This window comes from Colwellia sp. MB02u-10, from assembly GCF_014077185.1.
Lineage (GTDB): Bacteria > Pseudomonadota > Gammaproteobacteria > Enterobacterales > Alteromonadaceae > Cognaticolwellia.
Genome location: NZ_JACGVK010000124.1, coordinates 19,906 through 36,642 on the forward strand (window position 1 = coordinate 19,906; position 16,737 = coordinate 36,642).

The window sequence follows — 16,737 nt, forward strand, 5'->3', positions numbered from 1 at the left end:
GGCTCTGGCCAAACTAGGGTCAGTAGTAATAAACAATAAGCTATACAGACGACGAGACATAATATGTTTACAGGCATTATAGAAGCCGTAGGGCATTTACAAGCAATTAATAGCTCAGGTGATGGCGCGCGTGTCAGCATTAATACGGCAAGATTAGACTTATCAGATGTTAAATTAGGCGACTCAATTGCAACCAATGGTATTTGTTTAACCGTTGTTGCCTTAGATAGCACCAGCTTTAGCGCAGATGTATCTAGCGAAACCTTAACACGCACTGGTTTCGCACATTATAAAATGGGTGCTAGCGTTAATCTTGAAAAAGCCATGCTACCTACCACACGGTTCGGTGGCCACATGGTGTCGGGTCACGTTGATGCGGTGAGTGAAATTAGCGCCATTGAACATAAAGGCAATAGCATAGATTATTGGTTAACTATGCCGGCAGAACTATCAGCCTATATTGCAGAAAAAGGCTCAGTGACTATCGATGGTACTAGCTTGACGGTCAATAGTGTAAGCGCAGATCAATTTCGCTTAACGATTGTTCCACATACCACAGGTCAAACAATTATCAGTACATACCAAGTGGGTACTAAAGTTAATCTAGAAGTTGATTTAATTGCCCGCTACCTAGAAAGATTACTTACCAAGCAAACAACTGGCAAGCAAGACCCGTCAGGTGTTACGCATGCGTTATTAGCGCGTAATGGTTTTATTAAATAAAGAGGTTGTCATGAATTTACATACGCCACAAGAGATTATCGACGATATAGCTCAAGGTAAAATGGTCATCTTAATGGATGATGAAGATCGCGAGAATGAAGGTGACTTCATTATGGCGGCAGAAAAAGTAACGCCTGAAGCGATAAACTTTATGGCAACACATGGTCGTGGTCTTATTTGTATGCCAATGTCGGCCACGCGTTGCGAGTTGTTAAAGTTACCGTTAATGGTCGATAAAAACGACGCCCAGTTCACCACTAATTTCACTGTCTCTATTGAAGCGGCTGAAGGCGTAACTACCGGTATTTCTGCCGCTGATCGTGCTACAACCGTTTTAGCCGCGGTTGGTAAAGACGCTGATCACAACTCGATTGTGCAGCCTGGCCATATTTTCCCACTGATTGCCAAAGATGGTGGTGTGTTAAACCGTGCGGGTCATACCGAAGCCGGTGTTGACTTAGCGCGTTTAGCTGGCCTTGAAGCCGCAGCGGTTATTGTTGAGATATTAAATGAAGATGGCACCATGGCGCGTCGTCCAGACCTAGAAATTATTGCTGAAAAACATGGCATAAAAATGGGGACTATTGCGGATTTAATTGAATATCGTAATGCTAACGAAACCACTATTGAACGGATCTCAAAGTGTAAATTACCGACCGAATTTGGTGATTTTGATTTAACCGTATTTAAAGACACTATTGACGGCCAAGCACACTTTGCCTTAACTAAAGGTGAAATTAAGCCTGAAGAGCCAACATTAGTGCGTGTGCACTTAGAAAATACCTTTACAGACTTATTATTGAGTCAACGTGAAAGTGTCGCTAAATGGCCGATGTCGAGTGCAATGGAAAAAATTGGCAAAGAGGGTGGTGTATTAGTCTTATTAGGCAAGCACGAGTCACCTATAGAGCTTATTGCCCAAGTACAGAAATACGCTAAGCTTGACGCGGGTGAAACCGTGAAAGAAGTGAAACGTCATGTCGGTTCACGTAACGTTGGTGTTGGATCGCAAATTTTAGCTAATCTAGGTGTCAGTAAAATGCGCTTATTAAGCTCACAAACGAAATATCACTCGCTTTCAGGCTTTGGCTTAGAAGTCGTGGAATATATTGCTGAGTAAACAATTTTTTAGTGAATATTGTTACTATTTCACGGCTAAGTGAGTGCGATATAGCTAAGGTGCGACAAGTAAAAAAGCGATTTGAAGTCATTCAAATCGCTTTTTTGATGCCATATGAAACTCAGGTCAACAATATTTAAAGCTCTGGCGATTTTCTATGTAATGTTGATTGCTCATAATCATAGGCAACTTCAATCAGTTTACCTTCTTGTAATTTACCTGAAAACATTGATAAACCAACAGGTAAGCCATGAACATAGCCCATAGGCACTGTAATATGGGGATAACCGGAAATGGCTGCAGCAGAGGACGCTGCGCCTAAATAATGATCACCGTTTATCCAATCAGTTTTCCAAGCTGGCCCGGTTGTTGGTGCAATTATCAGATCAAGCTGGTGTTCAGCCAAGAGGGCATCAATACCTTCGTCTTGAGTTGATTTTTTTGCTAGCAGTAATGCTGCACGATAACGCTCATCAGTGAGTGCTCCTTTAGCTTGTGCCATCTCAAATATTTCTTGTTTAAAATAAAGCATTTCTTTATCCGCGTTTGCAAGATTAAAGGCAATTAAGGCTGCAAGTGACTTAGGGATATTATCACCTGTGTCTGCAAGGTAAGCATTTAAACCCTGTTTAAATTCGTATAGCAGCACTTCAAACTCTGCGTCACCCCAAGCATCAGTATTGGTGAAATTAGTTGCATCAACAATAATTCCGCCTTGAGCTTGTAAGTCGGCAATAGCTTGTTCAAAGACCGCATCAAGTTGGCCATGATAACCCATAAGGTTTCGGGCAACCCCGATGCGTTTGCCTTTAATGCCGCCTATTTTTAAATGACTAATATAATCAGTGGTAGTCGATAGTGCACCATGGTCACTGTTGTCGACCGCAGTTAATGCGTCAAGCAAAAGCACAGCGTCAGTTACTGTGCGCGCCATTGGGCCAGCAGTATCTTGGCTATGGGCGATAGGGATAATGCCATCTCGACTTATGGTACCTAAAGTAGGCTTGATACCGACAATACCGTTTATTGCTGATGGACAGGTTACAGAGCCGTCTGTTTCTGTACCTACAGCCAATAATGCCAGATCTGCTGCAATGGCTACACCAGAGCCTGCACTCGACCCACATGGGCTTGTAGTTAAGTCGTATGGGTTTTTACTTTGCCCCCATAGGCCACTCCAACCACTTGACGACGAGGTTGAACGAAAGTTTGCCCACTCACTTAAATTTGTTTTTCCTAAAATAATCGCACCAGCATTTTTAAGTTGCTGAACCAAAAAAGCATCATTTTTAGGGTAGTGGTTTTTTAACGCCCAAGAGCCTGCAGTATTGGCCATACCGTCAATAGTATCGATATTATCTTTTAATAAAACAGGAATGCCGTGTAATGGTCCTACTTTGCCTGATTTTTTATAAATCGCATCAAGCTCTTGCGCTCTTTTAAGCGCATTTTCATTGAGCTGAACTACAGCGTTTAGTTGTGGGCCTTGGTCATCAATTTTGGTTATTCGCGCTAAGTAATAGTTGACCAACTCTTCACTTGTTAGCTGTTTATTTTCCATCATGCGGTGAACTTTTGTCACCGTTAATTCGTGATGATTTATATTTGTTTTTGAACAAGCTGACAAAGTGCAGAGCATTAGCGCTGCTATAATGCTAATAAAAATTCGCATGGTACTTCCTTTTATTATTTGTACGCTTATATAACGTTAAAAAAAGCCACTTGTCGAGCCTTAAAGGTAAGCGTGGTAGTGAGGTTTAGCATGAGAGGTAAACATTTTTTGACGAAATGTGTTTGTACTGTGTTTAGTGTCGAGTAAGGAAGTACGCCATTTGCTTTGTCAAATGGCGTGTTTGCTATTAGCGGTGAATTAAGGCTTTTATAGTTGCATAAATTGTTTGATTTTCTCGATTATCCCTTGGCTATCTAAGCCTAATTCCTGATGAATTTCTGCTTGGGTGCCGTGCTTAATAAAACTATCAGGTAAGCCTATATTGAGAATTTTTTTCGCGATACCTTGGCTTAAGACAAATTCGTTAACACCAGAGCCGGCACCACCAGCAATGGCGTTGTCTTCAACGGTAACAATACAGTCGTGACTGGCACATAGTGTGTTGATAAGCGCTTGATCTAAGGGTTTAACAAAGCGCATATCAACTAAAGTGGCGTTAAGGGTTTCTGCCGCTATTTTCGCTTGCGTTAATAGAGTACCGAAGTTAAGCACAGCCACTTTACTTGGCACCTGGATGTTATCGTCTATCGCACGAATAATATTAGCTTTGCCGATCTCAAGTGTTTCTGATATTGCCGGTAGTGTTGCACCATTGCCACTGCCACGAGGGTAGCGCACGGCGGCAGGGGTATTTAACTGATAACCGGTATTTAGCATTAGCTGACATTCGCGTTCATCAGAGGGCGTCATGATAGTGAGGTTAGGAATGCAACGCATGAAACTTAAATCAAACGCACCTTGATGCGTCGCACCATCAGCGCCGACAATACCGGCTCTGTCAATGGCAAATAATACCGGTAAATTTTGAATCGCCACGTCATGAATAAATTGATCATAACCGCGTTGTAAAAAGCTCGAATAAATAGCCACCACAGGTTTTTGTCCACCAATAGCTAGGCCGGCAGCAAAGGTGACTGCATGTTGTTCAGCAATAGCCACATCATAATACTGCTTGGGAAAGCGCTGGCTAAACTCTACCATACCTGAGCCTTCACGCATGGCTGGCGTAATTGCGGCAAGCTGACTATCTTGCTCAGCCACTTTACATAACCAATCACCAAATATGGCTGAATAAGTGGGCAAGCTTGGCGCGCTTTTAGGTAGGCTTGTTTCTGTGTGATCAAATTTAGGTACGGCATGATACTTGATTGGATCTTGTTCAGCCTGTTGATAACCTTTACCTTTTTTAGTGGCAATATGCAGTAATTGTGGTCCTTTGAGGTTACGCATATTAGAAATAGTCGCCACTAAGCCATTTACGTCATGACCATCAATGGGACCAATGTAGTTAAAACCCAGTTCTTCAAATAAGGAGCTTGGCACAACCATACCTTTTAAATGCTCTTCAGCACGACTCGCTAATTCTTTAATCGGTGGAATGTTTTCAAGTATGCGTTTACTCCCTTCACGGATACCGGTATATATGCTGCCAGAAAGTAATTTTGCTAGATGATTATTCAACGCACCGACATTTTCCGATATCGACATTTCGTTATCGTTTAAGATAACTAACATGTTTTTATTGATATCACCGGCATGATTTAAAGCTTCAAAAGCCATGCCTGCTGTCATGGCGCCGTCACCAATGACTGTAACCACCTTACGATTTTTTGCTTCTTGATCAGCCGCAACGGCTAAGCCTAATGCAGCAGAAATTGAAGTGCTTGAGTGACCGACACTAAGCACGTCGTATTCACTTTCTTCACGCCATGGAAATGGGTGCAAGCCGTCTTTTTGTCGAATAGTGTGCAGTTGATCACGTCGGCCAGTGAGTATTTTGTGTGGGTATGCTTGGTGTCCAACATCCCAAAGTAAATGGTCAAATGGCGTGTTATAAACATAATGTAAGGCAACGGTTAATTCAATGGTACCTAAGCCCGAGGCAAAGTGACCGCTACTTTTACTGACAGAATTTAAAAGATAACGTCTTAGCTCTTCACTGACTTTTGTTAATTGCTTTTGCTCTAATTTTCGTAAATCAGCCGGGAAATTGATCTTGGCCAATAAAGGATATTCAGTTAAGTTTATAGTCATATGATTCTATTAAATTTAAAAATTAATGTTTGCGGCTGACAATGAAAGTCGCAAAGTCGGACAAGCTCTGGGTATTGTAAGGCAAAGTGGCTAAAGCTTGAAGCGCTTGTTGATATAAGTTTTCGGCCTTTTCTTGTGCGCCTTGTAAACCTAACAATGCGGGATAGGTACTTTTATTGGCGGCAAGGTCAGAGCCCGTGGGTTTACCCAGCTCTTCTTCTGTTGATGTTATATCGATAATGTCATCACGTACTTGGTAAGCCAAGCCAACAAGCTTAGCATAAAGGGCTAATTGTTCTTTGTCATATAGCGTGGCTTTATTGCTACATTCTGCGGCCATTTTTACCGAAGCTTCAAGTAAAGCGCCGGTTTTTAACGAGTGTAAATTTTCTAATGCGGCCAGTGAAATAGCTTTATCAGTGGCGGCTAAATCTAATGCTTGGCCACCACACATGCCTTGATAACCGGCGGCATTGACAAGGTGGCGTAATAAATTAATGCGCTTAGTGTCCACAGCCTCAGAAAACTCATGGTTGGCAATAATATCAAACGCTAGCGTTTGCAAACTATCACCAGCAAGAATAGCGGTCGCTTCATCAAAAGCTTTATGACAAGTGGGTTGGCCGCGACGCAAATCATCGTCGTCCATTGCCGGTAAGTCATCATGCAACAGTGAATAAGCATGAATGCACTCTATGGCAGCTGCTACACCGTCAATATCACTTTGCGTGGCGTCTAATGTTGCCCCGGTAATATAAGCTAAATATGGCCGCATACGCTTACCCCCAATGAGTAAGCCGTAGCGCATAGCGGCTAATAACTTTTCATCGTTAAGTGTTAAGCTTGCAAGCTTTTTACTGAGATAATCATTAATGCGCGTTTGCACATCATCAATATGGGCGAGTTTAGTCACGGATGTTAGTCTCATCGGTATTAAATTTTTCTAATGGCGCTTGGCCGTTTTTTTCCAGCAAAATATTAATTTGCTGTTCGGCACCTTTAAGTTTTTCTTGATTATGCTGGCTCAGGTGCAGGCCACGTTCAAATAAGGCCATTGAGTCTTCAAGGTTAAGATCACCTTGCTCTAAATTTTTCACAATGGTTTCTAATTCAACTAATGATTCTTCAAAGCTTAAGTTTTCAATTTTTTTTCTGGCCATGGACTTTTTTTTTGCGTGATATGAACTCTAGGCGCAAACTTACCTTAGCTAGGGCGCGGGGTCAATTAATGATGAATTGCTGCTGATAGCGATAATATTGATATTAGCTTCTTAAGTTATTGACAATATGGGCGATAACACAGGTATAACGAAAAATATAAGTATTCGCGTCAGACCTATTCATCAGGTATTATCAGCCTAATGAGTATATCTAAGAAAATTTATCGGAGGCATTTGTGGATTTAGCAACATTAATAGGCATAGTCGGTGCAATAGGGTTACTGGTTATGGCGATGTTACTCGCTGGCGACATTAGCATGTTTTTAGATACTCAGTCGGTGATTATTGTCTTTGGTGGTTCGATTTTTGTTGTTTTATCCAATTATAATTTAGGCCAGTTCTTTGGTATTGGAAAAATTATTGGTAAATCCTTCATGTTTAAATTGGAAACACCAGAAGAGTTAATTGAAAAGTCAGTAGAAATGGCTGATGCAGCTCGTAAAGGTGGTTTTTTAGCCCTAGAGGAAGCTGAAATTTCAAATGCTTTTATGCAAAAGGGTGTCGATATGTTGGTTGATGGCCATGATGCTGATGTTGTGCGAACCACGATGCAAAAAGATATCGACCTTACGACCGAACGTCATGAAACCGGCTCAAACATGATGATGGCCCTAGCCGATGTTGCACCCGCTATGGGCATGATAGGCACCTTGATTGGTTTGGTTGCTATGTTATCTAATATGGATGACCCAAAAGCAATTGGTCCGGCCATGGCGGTCGCATTGCTAACAACCTTATACGGTGCATTTTTGGCGAATGTTATTGCGATACCTATCGCGTCTAAATTAAAATTACGTTTAGCAGAAGAAAAAATGAATCAAGAACTGGTGCTTGATGCCGTTTTAGGTATTCAGGATGGTCAAAATCCACGTGTTATTGAAGGCTTGCTAAAGAGCTACCTTGCTGAAGGTAAGCGCGCTGTTAATACAACTGAAGAGTAGGGGGAGTCAATTATGGCAGATAAATGTAAATGCCCACCCCCAGGGTTACCGGCATGGATGGGCACATTTGCCGACTTAATGTCGCTATTGATGTGTTTTTTCGTCTTACTTTTATCATTTTCTGAAATGGACGTATTAAAGTTTAAGCAAATTGCGGGCTCAATGAAATTTGCCTTTGGTGTACAAAATAAAATAGAAGTAAAAGACATCCCTAAAGGCACCAGTATTATTGCTCAGGAATTTCGCCCAGGTAAACCTGAACCAACCCCGATTGAAGTTATTCAACAACAAACGATGGAAATGACCCAACAAATGTTGGAATTTCAAGCAGGTGATGAAACCTCCGCCGGTGGTCGACAAGAGCAACGCGGCACCCAACGCGGTGGTCAATCACAAAACACTGCAGATGCCACCTCAACACCGGCATCACAACAAGCTAGAGATAAACTAGAGCAAGCGTCTCAAGAGCAAGTTAATGATCTAGTGAAAAAAATAGCGGAGCAATTAGAAAAACAAATTCAAGACGGCGCTATTGAGTTAGAGTCATTGGGGCAGCAAGTTATTATTCGCATTCGTGAAAACGGCTCATTTCCATCCGGCTCAGCATTCTTACAACCCCAATTTAAACCCATAATGCGAGAAATTGGTTTGTTATTAAATACTGTGCCCGGTGAGATCATGATCTCTGGCAACACCGATAACCAAGGTATAAGTTCTGAATTGTTTACCTCTAATTGGGACTTATCAAGTAAACGCGCTGTGGCTATTGCGCATGAAATCATTAAAGTGCCTGATTTTGACCAGTCTCGTTTACTGGTTGTTGGCCATGCGGATACACGGCCATTAGTGCCTAATACTAATCGCTTAAATCGTCGTCGAAATCGTCGGGTTGAAATTGCTATTAACCAAGGTAAAGCGAAAGAAACAGCGCCAATTTCAATCCAGTGATGATAAAAATTTATCTCACCTGAAAGCAAATTATATGAGGAGTACCAATGAGGTACTCCTTTTTTATGGCTGAGCTTAAATCTAGTCTATCGCTACTGCTTTTAAATAGGCAGATTTTTGCACGTTAAGCACACGCCATTACCTTGATTATTTTGTTGTGCATAGAGATATACGCTAACTATTGTGCAATAACAGGTTTTAAGATGAATAACTTTTCTAATTTAAGAGCGCTTTATACTTAAACGCTTTGGCATTATTTTACAGTTAATGTTTATTACCTAGCAGACAAGCCGTTATCATTTTATATTAGGGTGCTTAGCGCTGAAATTGCATATTAGAGTAGAACAGGTATATAATGCGCGCCATTCTAAATAAGGGCGTTATTGTTGATGAGATTCATTGTTAAGCTACAGGCTGAAATAACCATTAAAAGCCGTCCAGTGCGTAAGCGTTTTACTAAGATTTTAGAATCAAGTATAAAAAATGTGCTACGTCGTGTTGATGAACAAGTGACAACACAAATGCACTGGGACAACATTGAAGTTAATACGGCCAATAATAGCCCCGAAAACCGTTTAAAATTAATAGAGACCTTAAAATCCACGCCAGGCATCCCGACGTTTCTCGAAGTGCAACAAGCCAGCTTTACTGACCTTAATGATATTTGTGAAAAAACCTTAGCGGTTCATGCTAAGAATATCGAAAACAAAACATTTTCTGTCAGAGTAAAGCGTTCAGGTAAGCACGACTTTAATTCCATGGACGTCGAAAAATATGTCGGCAGTGGACTAAATTTGCACGTTGAATCTGCTAGCGTTAAATTGACAAAACCTGATATAACTGTGTATTTAGAAATTAAAAACACACATTTATATATTGTTACCCAGCGTCACAAAGGTATGGGCGGTTTTCCCATTGCCACACAAGAAGATGTGCTATCGCTAATGTCGGGTGGTTTTGATTCAGGTGTTGCTAGTTATCAAATGATTAAAAAAGGTGCCCGAACGCATTATTGTTTTTTTAATTTAGGCGGTGCGGCGCATGAAGTGGGTGTTAAGCAAGTCAGTTACTATTTATGGAATAAATACGGCGCGTCACATCGAGTGAAGTTTTTCGCGGTTGATTTTGAACCCGTAGTTGCAGAAATACTAGAGAACATTGAAAACGGTCTAATGGGTGTTGTGCTTAAGCGTATGATGATGCGAGCGGCAACCACAATAGCCGACAAAATGGGTATTCAAGCTTTAGTGACCGGTGAAGCAATAGGCCAGGTATCTAGTCAAACATTAACTAACTTGAACGTTATTAATCGGGTGACAGACACCTTGATTTTACGACCATTAGCCGCCTACGATAAACAAGATATTATTGATATTGCGCGTAAAATTGGTACGGAAGACTTTGCCAAAACCATTCCTGAATATTGTGGTGTTATTTCTAAAAAGCCAACGGTAAAAGCGGTATTGTCTAAAGTTGAAGCAGAAGAAGCAAACTTTGACTTCTCAATTCTTGACAAAGTCGTTGATGAAACACGCATATTTGATATTCGTGATATTGGCAAAGAAAGTGAAGCAGAAATTCATGCGGTGGACACCTTAGATAACATTCCTGCCAATGCAGTTGTGCTAGACATTCGTAGTCCCGACGAAGAAGATGACAATCCATTAGCGTTAGAAGGTGTAGAGGTTATACATTTACCATTCTACAAGCTAACCAGTCAATTTGGTGACTTAGATAAGTCTAAAGATTATTTACTTTATTGCGACCAAGGTGTGATGAGTAAATTGCAGGCGCTCTATTTATTAGGTGCAGGCTTTACTAATGTGAAAGTGTATCGGCCATAAGTAACCACTCTGTTTCACCAAAATGTTGTTCGCTGATTAAGTCTAGCCTAAATGGAACCTAGGAGATAATAGCGTATTGGGCCATTTTTTCTAGGTCGAATTTAAGTCCGGCAAGCGTTAAATAGGCAATTAACCTAATGGGCCAAATATGCATAGGCTATTTATACATAGCCTAGTTATGAATAGCCCAGTTGATTTTATTTGAGACGACAAAAATCAACGACAACTACAGCTAAATAACGCTATAGGTTCAACGGCTATAGTTAACATTAAAAAACCCTTAAATAAGTCATTGTTTAAGGGTTTTTTAATGTTAAGTATGTCAGAGTACTAAACTTCTAACGCTCTAACTTGCTGTATTATTTTTTCATTTTGGGGGACACCAAGACCTGCCTTTCTAGCCAGATTAACAATGTAGCCATTGATATAATCAATCTCAGTTTTTCGTTGCTGTAGAATATCACTACGCATTGAAGAGCAATTTTTAGTGGTGTTTCTCGCTACCTGCAGTATGCTTGCTTGCAGTTCGTTAAAGTCAAAGTTAATGTTTTCATAAGCCGCTACAGCGATGATCTCATGAATTAATTTAGTGATGAGTGACTTGAATTTATCATCAAGTAGCTGACCATTATCGATGTTTTCTATCGCGGTTATCGGGTTAATAACACAATTTATCGCTAATTTAAGCCATTGCTTGTCTTTAATATTCTCTGTAAAGGTCAATATTGGCAAAGCTTGGCCCAATGTGGCGGTAAGTTCATCACGTATTGTTGAGCTCATATCACCAGAAATCAAGCCTAAATCATGGTGACCTAAACCCGTGTGCTGAGCATGAAAAGGGCGGGTTATTTTACAGCCATGGGTGGTTAATAGCGCTAAACAAGGTTGCTGAAGTTTGGCTAAGTCCTGGTATGCGCCCATACCATTATGACAAAAAACAATGATGGCTTGAGTTGATGTTTTATTGGTTAAAGCTGCTATGGCGGCTTTAACCTGATAAGACTTTACGCAGAGCAATATCAAGTCTGCCTTGGCAAAGCTAGTGTTATTGGCGAGCGTTAATAAACCCTGTGCGCTGTGGTTGTTAAGGTCAGTAAAGTGGTAATGTCTAGGCACAGAGCTTGCACTTGCTGAGCAGGATAAACTGACTGAGTTTTTCTGCGCTTTAGTTAAATGATGATACCAGAGCAGTCCGATAGCGCCTTGGCCAATAACCACAATATTCATGATGTTGACTTATTACTCGAACGATTACGGTAGATCAAAATTGCCCATCTAATAACGCCAAATAACGCTATACCGATTAAATCAGAAATAAAATCACTTACTTGCGCACTGCGAAAGCCTAAATAATATTGTCCTAACTCGGTGAGTATGCCGTAAAAAGCGACGGTTAACATGGTATTAAATAACGGCAGTTTTAATATGCTGTGTAGCACCCAAGTTAAGCAAAAAAAACTGATAATATGGCCAATAGAGTCGATTTCTGTGCTACGAAAAACCATGCGTCTCAAGTCTTCAGAACTAAAATAAAAGCAAAAAAATAGCATGACAATAATGGCGAGAATAGATAAGTGATAGCGACTTTTCATTGCGGTGTAGGTCATTGTGCTTAATAAAATCAGATGTTATTAATCATATCAGTGCTAAGCAATGAAAACTATCATTGTTGTTTTGAACTAAAGGCTTTATTTCAATTAACATAAATAATCGATCGCTGAGTTAATTCAACGGCTATTATTCCTAGTCAAAGCAATAATTTGTTATCTTGTGCATTGGTATTAATTTCATATATTGATAATATATGCCTAATTATTGTTAGATAGAGAATCATCATGCCTTCAATGGATATTGTTTCCGAAATTAATTTGGAAGAAGTTAGAAACGCAACTGAAAATGCTAACCGTGAGTTATCGACTCGATTTGACTTTCGAGGTGCAGACGCAAGCTTTACTTGGAAAACGCCAACAGTAACGATGAAAGGTGATGCTGACTTTCAACTTAAGCAAATGGCGGATGTGCTAAGAAGCCAATTAGTCAAACGCAATATTGATGCTAAAGCGCTGACACTGAGCAACACTGAGCACACAGGGAAAAACTTTAGCCAAGAGGCGACTTTTAAAGAAGGCATCGAACAATTGGTGGCCAAGAAAGTGGTTAAATTGATCAAAGACAGCAAGTTAAAAGTGCAGGCTTCAATTCAAGGTGAACAAGTGCGCGTTACCGGTAAAAAGCGTGACGATTTACAAGCGGTAATGCAATTACTCAGAGAAAATGAGTTTGAACAATCATTTCAATATAATAATTTTAGAGATTAATGCGCTAGTCATAGCATTATTTTCTATTGGTTAGTGTCGAATTTTTAAAAGAGGCTTTGGCCTCTTTTTTTAGCTTTAATCGTTCTCAAAGCTATAGCTAGTCATAAAAATACTATTGACTGTAATTTAGCCAGTAATGAAATGTTTACGCGAAAAATAGCGATTAAAAGCACTTTCATGAGCTTTTTTACCAACAAACACTGTTTATTTCTTAATACTTTAAGTAAATTAGCTTATTCAAATAATAATAATGATGGTTTTAAATGGCTGCTTCTAGAGGTGCGTTCAGTTCTCGTTTTGGTTTTATCATGGCGGCGGCGGGTTCTGCGGTAGGGTTAGGTAATATATGGGGTTTTCCAACCCAAACGGCAAGCAATGGCGGCGCTGCATTTGTGCTAGTGTATTTAGTGCTTGCCTTTTGTTTAGCGTATCCCGCTTTTATGGCGGAGTTACTGATAGGGCGATATGGCCAAGCCAATGCGGTGACGTCACTACAAAAAATATCACGCAATATTTTTCACAAACGTTTTGCTTTTGTCGTTGGCTTTGGCGGTATTGTTTGTGCGGCATTAATTTTAAGCTTTTATGGCATTTTAGCGGGTTGGATGATGTCATTCGCGATTGAGCCGATGACGACTTTGTTGGGCTTTAATGAAGCGTCAAACTGGCTAACCTCACAATCTATAGCGCGTAATTTAATTTTTTCTGCGTTATTTATGATGCTTACTATCGCGATTATTCGCCGAGGTGTTGAGCAGGGTATTGAAAAATGGTCTAAGCGCTTAATGCCTATGCTAATAGGTTTGCTGATTTTATTGATCTTCTATGTCTTTACGTTAGAAGGGGCAAAAGAAGGCTTCGCGGCGTATTTAAATCCTGATATTTCTCGTTTATTTGAGCCTGATTTACTGATTAGCGCATTGGGGCAAGCTTTCTTTTCTTTGTCACTAGGAACTAGTGTGATGGTGATTTATGGTTCATATATATCTAAAAGTGAAAACTTAGTATCGCTTGGTGCGCAAGTGACCTTAATTGACGTCTCGATTGCCTTCCTGGCCGGTTTGCTTATTATTCCATCCATGTATGTTGCTCAGGCACAAGGTGTCGCCATCTTTAGTGCAGATGGTAGTTTAATTTCTGGTCCTAATTTAGTTTTTGATGTCTTACCGACGTTATTCGACGGCATGGGGGCTATTGGTTTATTTGTTGGCTTTGGTTTTTTTGTTTTAATGTCAATTGCCGCGTTAACATCGAGCATTTCAATGTTAGAAGGGCCGGTTTCTTTTGTGGTAGAACGCCATAATATTGAACGGAAAAAAGCCACCACCTTTATCGGCCTGGGTATCTTTATGTTAAGTACCTTAATTGTATTTAATTTTGATGTGCTTTTTGGTTTAGTTATTTCGACTTCTACCGTTTATGGTCAGCCACTGATTGCTATGTTGTGCTGTGTGTTTGTCGGCTGGATTTGGTTTCGTAATGATATTTTAAATGAACTCAAGCAAGGTAATGATATGGTTGAACATTCGTTATTTTGGAAGATTTGGCCTTGGTACACTAAGTTTGTTTGTCCCACCGCAATCGGTATTGTTTTCTGGCATTCATTGTAATAAAGCCACTTTAAAATTTAGTGATTAAAAAGGGAGCTATTTTAGCTCCCTTTTCTTATGCTATTTTTTGCCATAATGGTGGTTAAGTATAGATTATAATGCCGGCCATGATTGTTGCCATGGTGGTGTCAGTTGCTTTATAACCGCAAGCGTTGAAGTGTTGTTGAAAACAGCCCCCGTGCTTGGCGGCAGGCAATACTGATATTGTTTATTGTGCAAACTAAAGCTTAAGGCAAAGGCGTGTAGATAACCTCGGTCAGTATTGAGTGCACTGTTGTATAGCGGATCACCCAGTATGGGTACGCCTATGCTATTTAGCGCCACTCTAATTTGATGTGTTTTACCCGAATGAGGCTTGATTAAATAGAGCCGTTGTTTGGCGGCGATAGTGAAAGACAAGAATTGGCTGATGGCTGGATTATCCATAGTGCGGAGCAATTTCCACATACCTCTGCGGCTTTTCTCCATATCACCTTTAATTAAACCTTGTTTTTTTTTCGGCTTACCCTCTGCTATTGCCAGGTAATATTTTTGCACTTGGTGTTGCTCAAATTGTTGTTGAAACGCTCTGGCGGTCGCACTATTTTTAGCCACTATAATCAACCCTGAGGTCATCTTATCTAATCGATGAACAGGATAAAGCTCAGTGAGGGAAAACTGGGTTTTTAGCTGCGCTTTTATTTGGGAAAATAAACCGCTGCCAAGGGTATCTTCATCATGAAAACTCAGCCCTTGGGGTTTATCAATGACGACAAAGTCAGCTTGGTGATCAATCACAGTTAATGTTTGCTCAGTCATTAAAAGCTCAACCCTATGATAATATAAATAATCAGTGTGAGTACCGCGCCCACTAAGGCATAAGGTAATTGGGTTTTAACGTGCTCAAAGTGATCACAGCCACTGGCAATTGAGGCGACAATGGTAGTGTCGGAAATAGGTGATGCATGATCGCCAAATATACCGCCACCAAGAACAGCAGCCACCAAAAATTCAATAGGCAAACCGCTTTGTTGCGCGATAGGTACAGCAATGGGGATCAGTATCGCAAAGGTGCCCCATGATGTGCCGGTTGCAAAGGCCATTATAGCCGCGGCAATAAATAAAATGGGAGCCATTAGATATAACGGTACTTCAACATTAATTAATTGGCTGACATAAACCCCGGTACCAAGCGCTTTAATAGCGTCGCCAAAAGCAAACGACAACACTAAAATGGCGACAACAGGTGACATATACTTAATACCGGTAACAATGGTTTTAACGATAGTCGACCAGGACATGAGCTTGTGGCCGATAATTAAGAGCACTAAGAATACTAGCGCACCAACCACAGACCAAAACACAGAGAAAGCACCAGAGCCTCGACGTATATCACCGTCACCAGTAAACCAAAGCAGTATAAAAGTGCCCATTAATAGCGTTAGCATCGGGAACCACATAATATAGGCGGGGGCAACATCATCAACAGTGGCTTTTTTTTGCACTTGTACTACTGATTCAGCACGCTTTAATGGTCCAAAAACTCGGCCACTAAATGCGGTGTAATAAGCTAAAGCAACCGCAATAATGGCGTAAAAATTATAGCCAATGGTAGCAATTAAAATACCGACCGGATCCTTAAATGAATAACCATCAAGTAAACCTAAAACATAAGCTCCCCAGCCATTAATCAAAAATAAAATACTGATGGGCGCACAGGTTGAATCAACCAAGTAAGCTAGCCTAGCTCGGCTAAGCTTGTGCTGGTCGAATAGCTTTTGACTCGCCATGCCGGCAGTAAACATACTGAGATTAGTATCAGTAAAAATGGTGGTACCGATCACCGTGGGCAACATGCTAGCTTGTCGGCTGTTTTTCACTAAGTTTAATGAGGCGAGGTGGTTAATAAAGCCGTTTACCGCGCCCGATTGATTCATCAAGGTGACTAACGCGCCAATTAATAAGCTGAAACTGACAATATATACGTTACCTAAAGAAGTAAATACTTGCGCAATACCAAGTGTAGTGCCAGTTAAACCGTCAATAGGATTGCCATTTGCTATCATGACATAACAAAGCATCACACCACATAAAAGTGCAAAAAGTGCTTTTTTTCGCCATATGGCAATGATAATAGCAACAAGCGGGGGGAGTAAGCTAAAAACACTGTCTTGCATAGTAAACCTTCATTATTTTATGTTTTGGGGGAGGAACTTGTAGCTATAACTTAAAAATTTACAGCAGTTAACTTTACCGTAAGCTCATTCA

At 40.6% G+C, this 16,737-nt stretch carries 15 protein-coding genes; 7 read left to right on the top strand and 8 right to left on the bottom strand.

All coding sequences use genetic code 11. The features are described from left to right. Nucleotides 1-63: 63 nt before the first annotated feature. Entirely contained in the window at nucleotides 64-723 is a 660-nt protein-coding gene (locus tag H4J59_RS12520) for a riboflavin synthase (protein ID WP_182239853.1), read from the top strand. Between the two features lie 10 nt (nucleotides 724-733). Continuing rightward, nucleotides 734-1,843, top strand: coding sequence for a bifunctional 3,4-dihydroxy-2-butanone-4-phosphate synthase/GTP cyclohydrolase II (gene ribBA, locus H4J59_RS12525; protein WP_182239855.1), 1,110 nt, complete (start codon nucleotides 734-736; stop codon nucleotides 1,841-1,843). A gap of 136 nt (nucleotides 1,844-1,979) precedes the next feature. Here ribBA and H4J59_RS12530 read toward each other — a convergent pair whose 3' ends face one another. The 4 genes from H4J59_RS12530 to xseB form a co-directional block, all read right to left on the bottom strand. Beyond that, nucleotides 1,980-3,515, bottom strand: coding sequence for an amidase (locus H4J59_RS12530; protein ID WP_182239857.1), 1,536 nt, complete (start codon nucleotides 3,513-3,515; stop codon nucleotides 1,980-1,982). A gap of 207 nt (nucleotides 3,516-3,722) precedes the next feature. Further along, a complete protein-coding gene (gene dxs / locus H4J59_RS12535; protein ID WP_182239859.1) occupies nucleotides 3,723-5,609 on the bottom strand; it encodes a 1-deoxy-D-xylulose-5-phosphate synthase in 1,887 nt (628 codons plus the stop codon). 22 nt (nucleotides 5,610-5,631) lie between these two features. Further along, complete coding sequence (gene ispA / locus H4J59_RS12540) at nucleotides 5,632-6,522, bottom strand: (2E,6E)-farnesyl diphosphate synthase (protein WP_182136047.1); 891 nt, start codon at nucleotides 6,520-6,522, stop codon at nucleotides 5,632-5,634. Beyond that, nucleotides 6,515-6,769: an exodeoxyribonuclease VII small subunit gene (gene xseB, locus H4J59_RS12545; RefSeq protein WP_182198411.1), complete on the bottom strand. Its 255-nt coding sequence runs from the start codon at nucleotides 6,767-6,769 to the stop codon at nucleotides 6,515-6,517. The genes ispA and xseB overlap by 8 nt, the downstream gene beginning before the upstream one ends. A 236-nt stretch (nucleotides 6,770-7,005) precedes the next feature. On the opposite strand from xseB, the gene pomA reads away from it, so the two are divergent. From pomA to thiI, 3 genes are all read left to right on the top strand, one after another. Continuing rightward, a complete protein-coding gene (gene pomA / locus H4J59_RS12550) occupies nucleotides 7,006-7,770 on the top strand; it encodes a flagellar motor protein PomA (RefSeq protein ID WP_182239863.1) in 765 nt (254 codons plus the stop codon). Between the two features lie 12 nt (nucleotides 7,771-7,782). Continuing rightward, nucleotides 7,783-8,718: a flagellar motor protein MotB gene (locus H4J59_RS12555; RefSeq protein WP_182239865.1), complete on the top strand. Its 936-nt coding sequence runs from the start codon at nucleotides 7,783-7,785 to the stop codon at nucleotides 8,716-8,718. A gap of 389 nt (nucleotides 8,719-9,107) precedes the next feature. Further along, nucleotides 9,108-10,562, top strand: coding sequence for a tRNA uracil 4-sulfurtransferase ThiI (gene thiI / locus H4J59_RS12560; RefSeq protein ID WP_182239867.1), 1,455 nt, complete (start codon nucleotides 9,108-9,110; stop codon nucleotides 10,560-10,562). Between the two features lie 330 nt (nucleotides 10,563-10,892). Here the strand turns inward: thiI and H4J59_RS12565 are convergent, their stop codons facing one another. Both H4J59_RS12565 and H4J59_RS12570 read right to left on the bottom strand, forming a co-directional pair. Next, nucleotides 10,893-11,789: a ketopantoate reductase family protein gene (locus tag H4J59_RS12565; protein WP_182239869.1), complete on the bottom strand. Its 897-nt coding sequence runs from the start codon at nucleotides 11,787-11,789 to the stop codon at nucleotides 10,893-10,895. After that, nucleotides 11,786-12,169, bottom strand: a complete 384-nt coding sequence (locus tag H4J59_RS12570; RefSeq protein WP_182239871.1) for a VanZ family protein — start codon at nucleotides 12,167-12,169, stop codon at nucleotides 11,786-11,788. Before H4J59_RS12570 ends, H4J59_RS12565 begins: the two co-directional genes overlap by 4 nt. 228 nt (nucleotides 12,170-12,397) lie before the next feature. On the opposite strand from H4J59_RS12570, the gene H4J59_RS12575 reads away from it, so the two are divergent. Together H4J59_RS12575 and H4J59_RS12580 are read left to right on the top strand one after the other, a co-directional pair. After that, nucleotides 12,398-12,880, top strand: a complete 483-nt coding sequence (locus tag H4J59_RS12575) for a YajQ family cyclic di-GMP-binding protein (RefSeq protein WP_182136040.1) — start codon at nucleotides 12,398-12,400, stop codon at nucleotides 12,878-12,880. A 263-nt stretch (nucleotides 12,881-13,143) separates the two neighbouring features. Then, nucleotides 13,144-14,490, top strand: coding sequence for a sodium-dependent transporter (locus H4J59_RS12580; protein WP_182239873.1), 1,347 nt, complete (start codon nucleotides 13,144-13,146; stop codon nucleotides 14,488-14,490). 93 nt (nucleotides 14,491-14,583) lie between these two features. Here the strand turns inward: H4J59_RS12580 and H4J59_RS12585 are convergent, their stop codons facing one another. Both H4J59_RS12585 and H4J59_RS12590 read right to left on the bottom strand, forming a co-directional pair. Continuing rightward, nucleotides 14,584-15,288: a TIGR01621 family pseudouridine synthase gene (locus H4J59_RS12585; RefSeq protein ID WP_182239875.1), complete on the bottom strand. Its 705-nt coding sequence runs from the start codon at nucleotides 15,286-15,288 to the stop codon at nucleotides 14,584-14,586. Next, nucleotides 15,288-16,646, bottom strand: a complete 1,359-nt coding sequence (locus H4J59_RS12590) for a Na+/H+ antiporter NhaC family protein (RefSeq protein ID WP_182239877.1) — start codon at nucleotides 16,644-16,646, stop codon at nucleotides 15,288-15,290. The genes H4J59_RS12585 and H4J59_RS12590 overlap by 1 nt, the downstream gene beginning before the upstream one ends. Between the last annotated feature and the right edge of the window lie 91 nt (nucleotides 16,647-16,737).

Bases quoted from the DNA above. Each gene is read 5' to 3' on its own strand.
- H4J59_RS12520 (WP_182239853.1), top strand. From the start codon at position 64: ATGTTTACAGGCATTATAGAAGCCGTAGGGCATTTACAAGCAATTAAT.
- ribBA (WP_182239855.1), top strand. From the start codon at position 734: ATGAATTTACATACGCCACAAGAGATTATCGACGATATAGCTCAAGGT.
- H4J59_RS12530 (WP_182239857.1), bottom strand. From the start codon at position 3,515: ATGCGAATTTTTATTAGCATTATAGCAGCGCTAATGCTCTGCACTTTG.
- dxs (WP_182239859.1), bottom strand. From the start codon at position 5,609: ATGACTATAAACTTAACTGAATATCCTTTATTGGCCAAGATCAATTTC.
- xseB (WP_182198411.1), bottom strand. From the start codon at position 6,769: ATGGCCAGAAAAAAAATTGAAAACTTAAGCTTTGAAGAATCATTAGTT.
- H4J59_RS12555 (WP_182239865.1), top strand. From the start codon at position 7,783: ATGGCAGATAAATGTAAATGCCCACCCCCAGGGTTACCGGCATGGATG.
- thiI (WP_182239867.1), top strand. From the start codon at position 9,108: ATGAGATTCATTGTTAAGCTACAGGCTGAAATAACCATTAAAAGCCGT.
- H4J59_RS12565 (WP_182239869.1), bottom strand. From the start codon at position 11,789: ATGAATATTGTGGTTATTGGCCAAGGCGCTATCGGACTGCTCTGGTAT.
- H4J59_RS12570 (WP_182239871.1), bottom strand. From the start codon at position 12,169: ATGACCTACACCGCAATGAAAAGTCGCTATCACTTATCTATTCTCGCC.
- H4J59_RS12575 (WP_182136040.1), top strand. From the start codon at position 12,398: ATGCCTTCAATGGATATTGTTTCCGAAATTAATTTGGAAGAAGTTAGA.
- H4J59_RS12580 (WP_182239873.1), top strand. From the start codon at position 13,144: ATGGCTGCTTCTAGAGGTGCGTTCAGTTCTCGTTTTGGTTTTATCATG.
- H4J59_RS12585 (WP_182239875.1), bottom strand. From the start codon at position 15,288: ATGACTGAGCAAACATTAACTGTGATTGATCACCAAGCTGACTTTGTC.
- H4J59_RS12590 (WP_182239877.1), bottom strand. From the start codon at position 16,646: ATGCAAGACAGTGTTTTTAGCTTACTCCCCCCGCTTGTTGCTATTATC.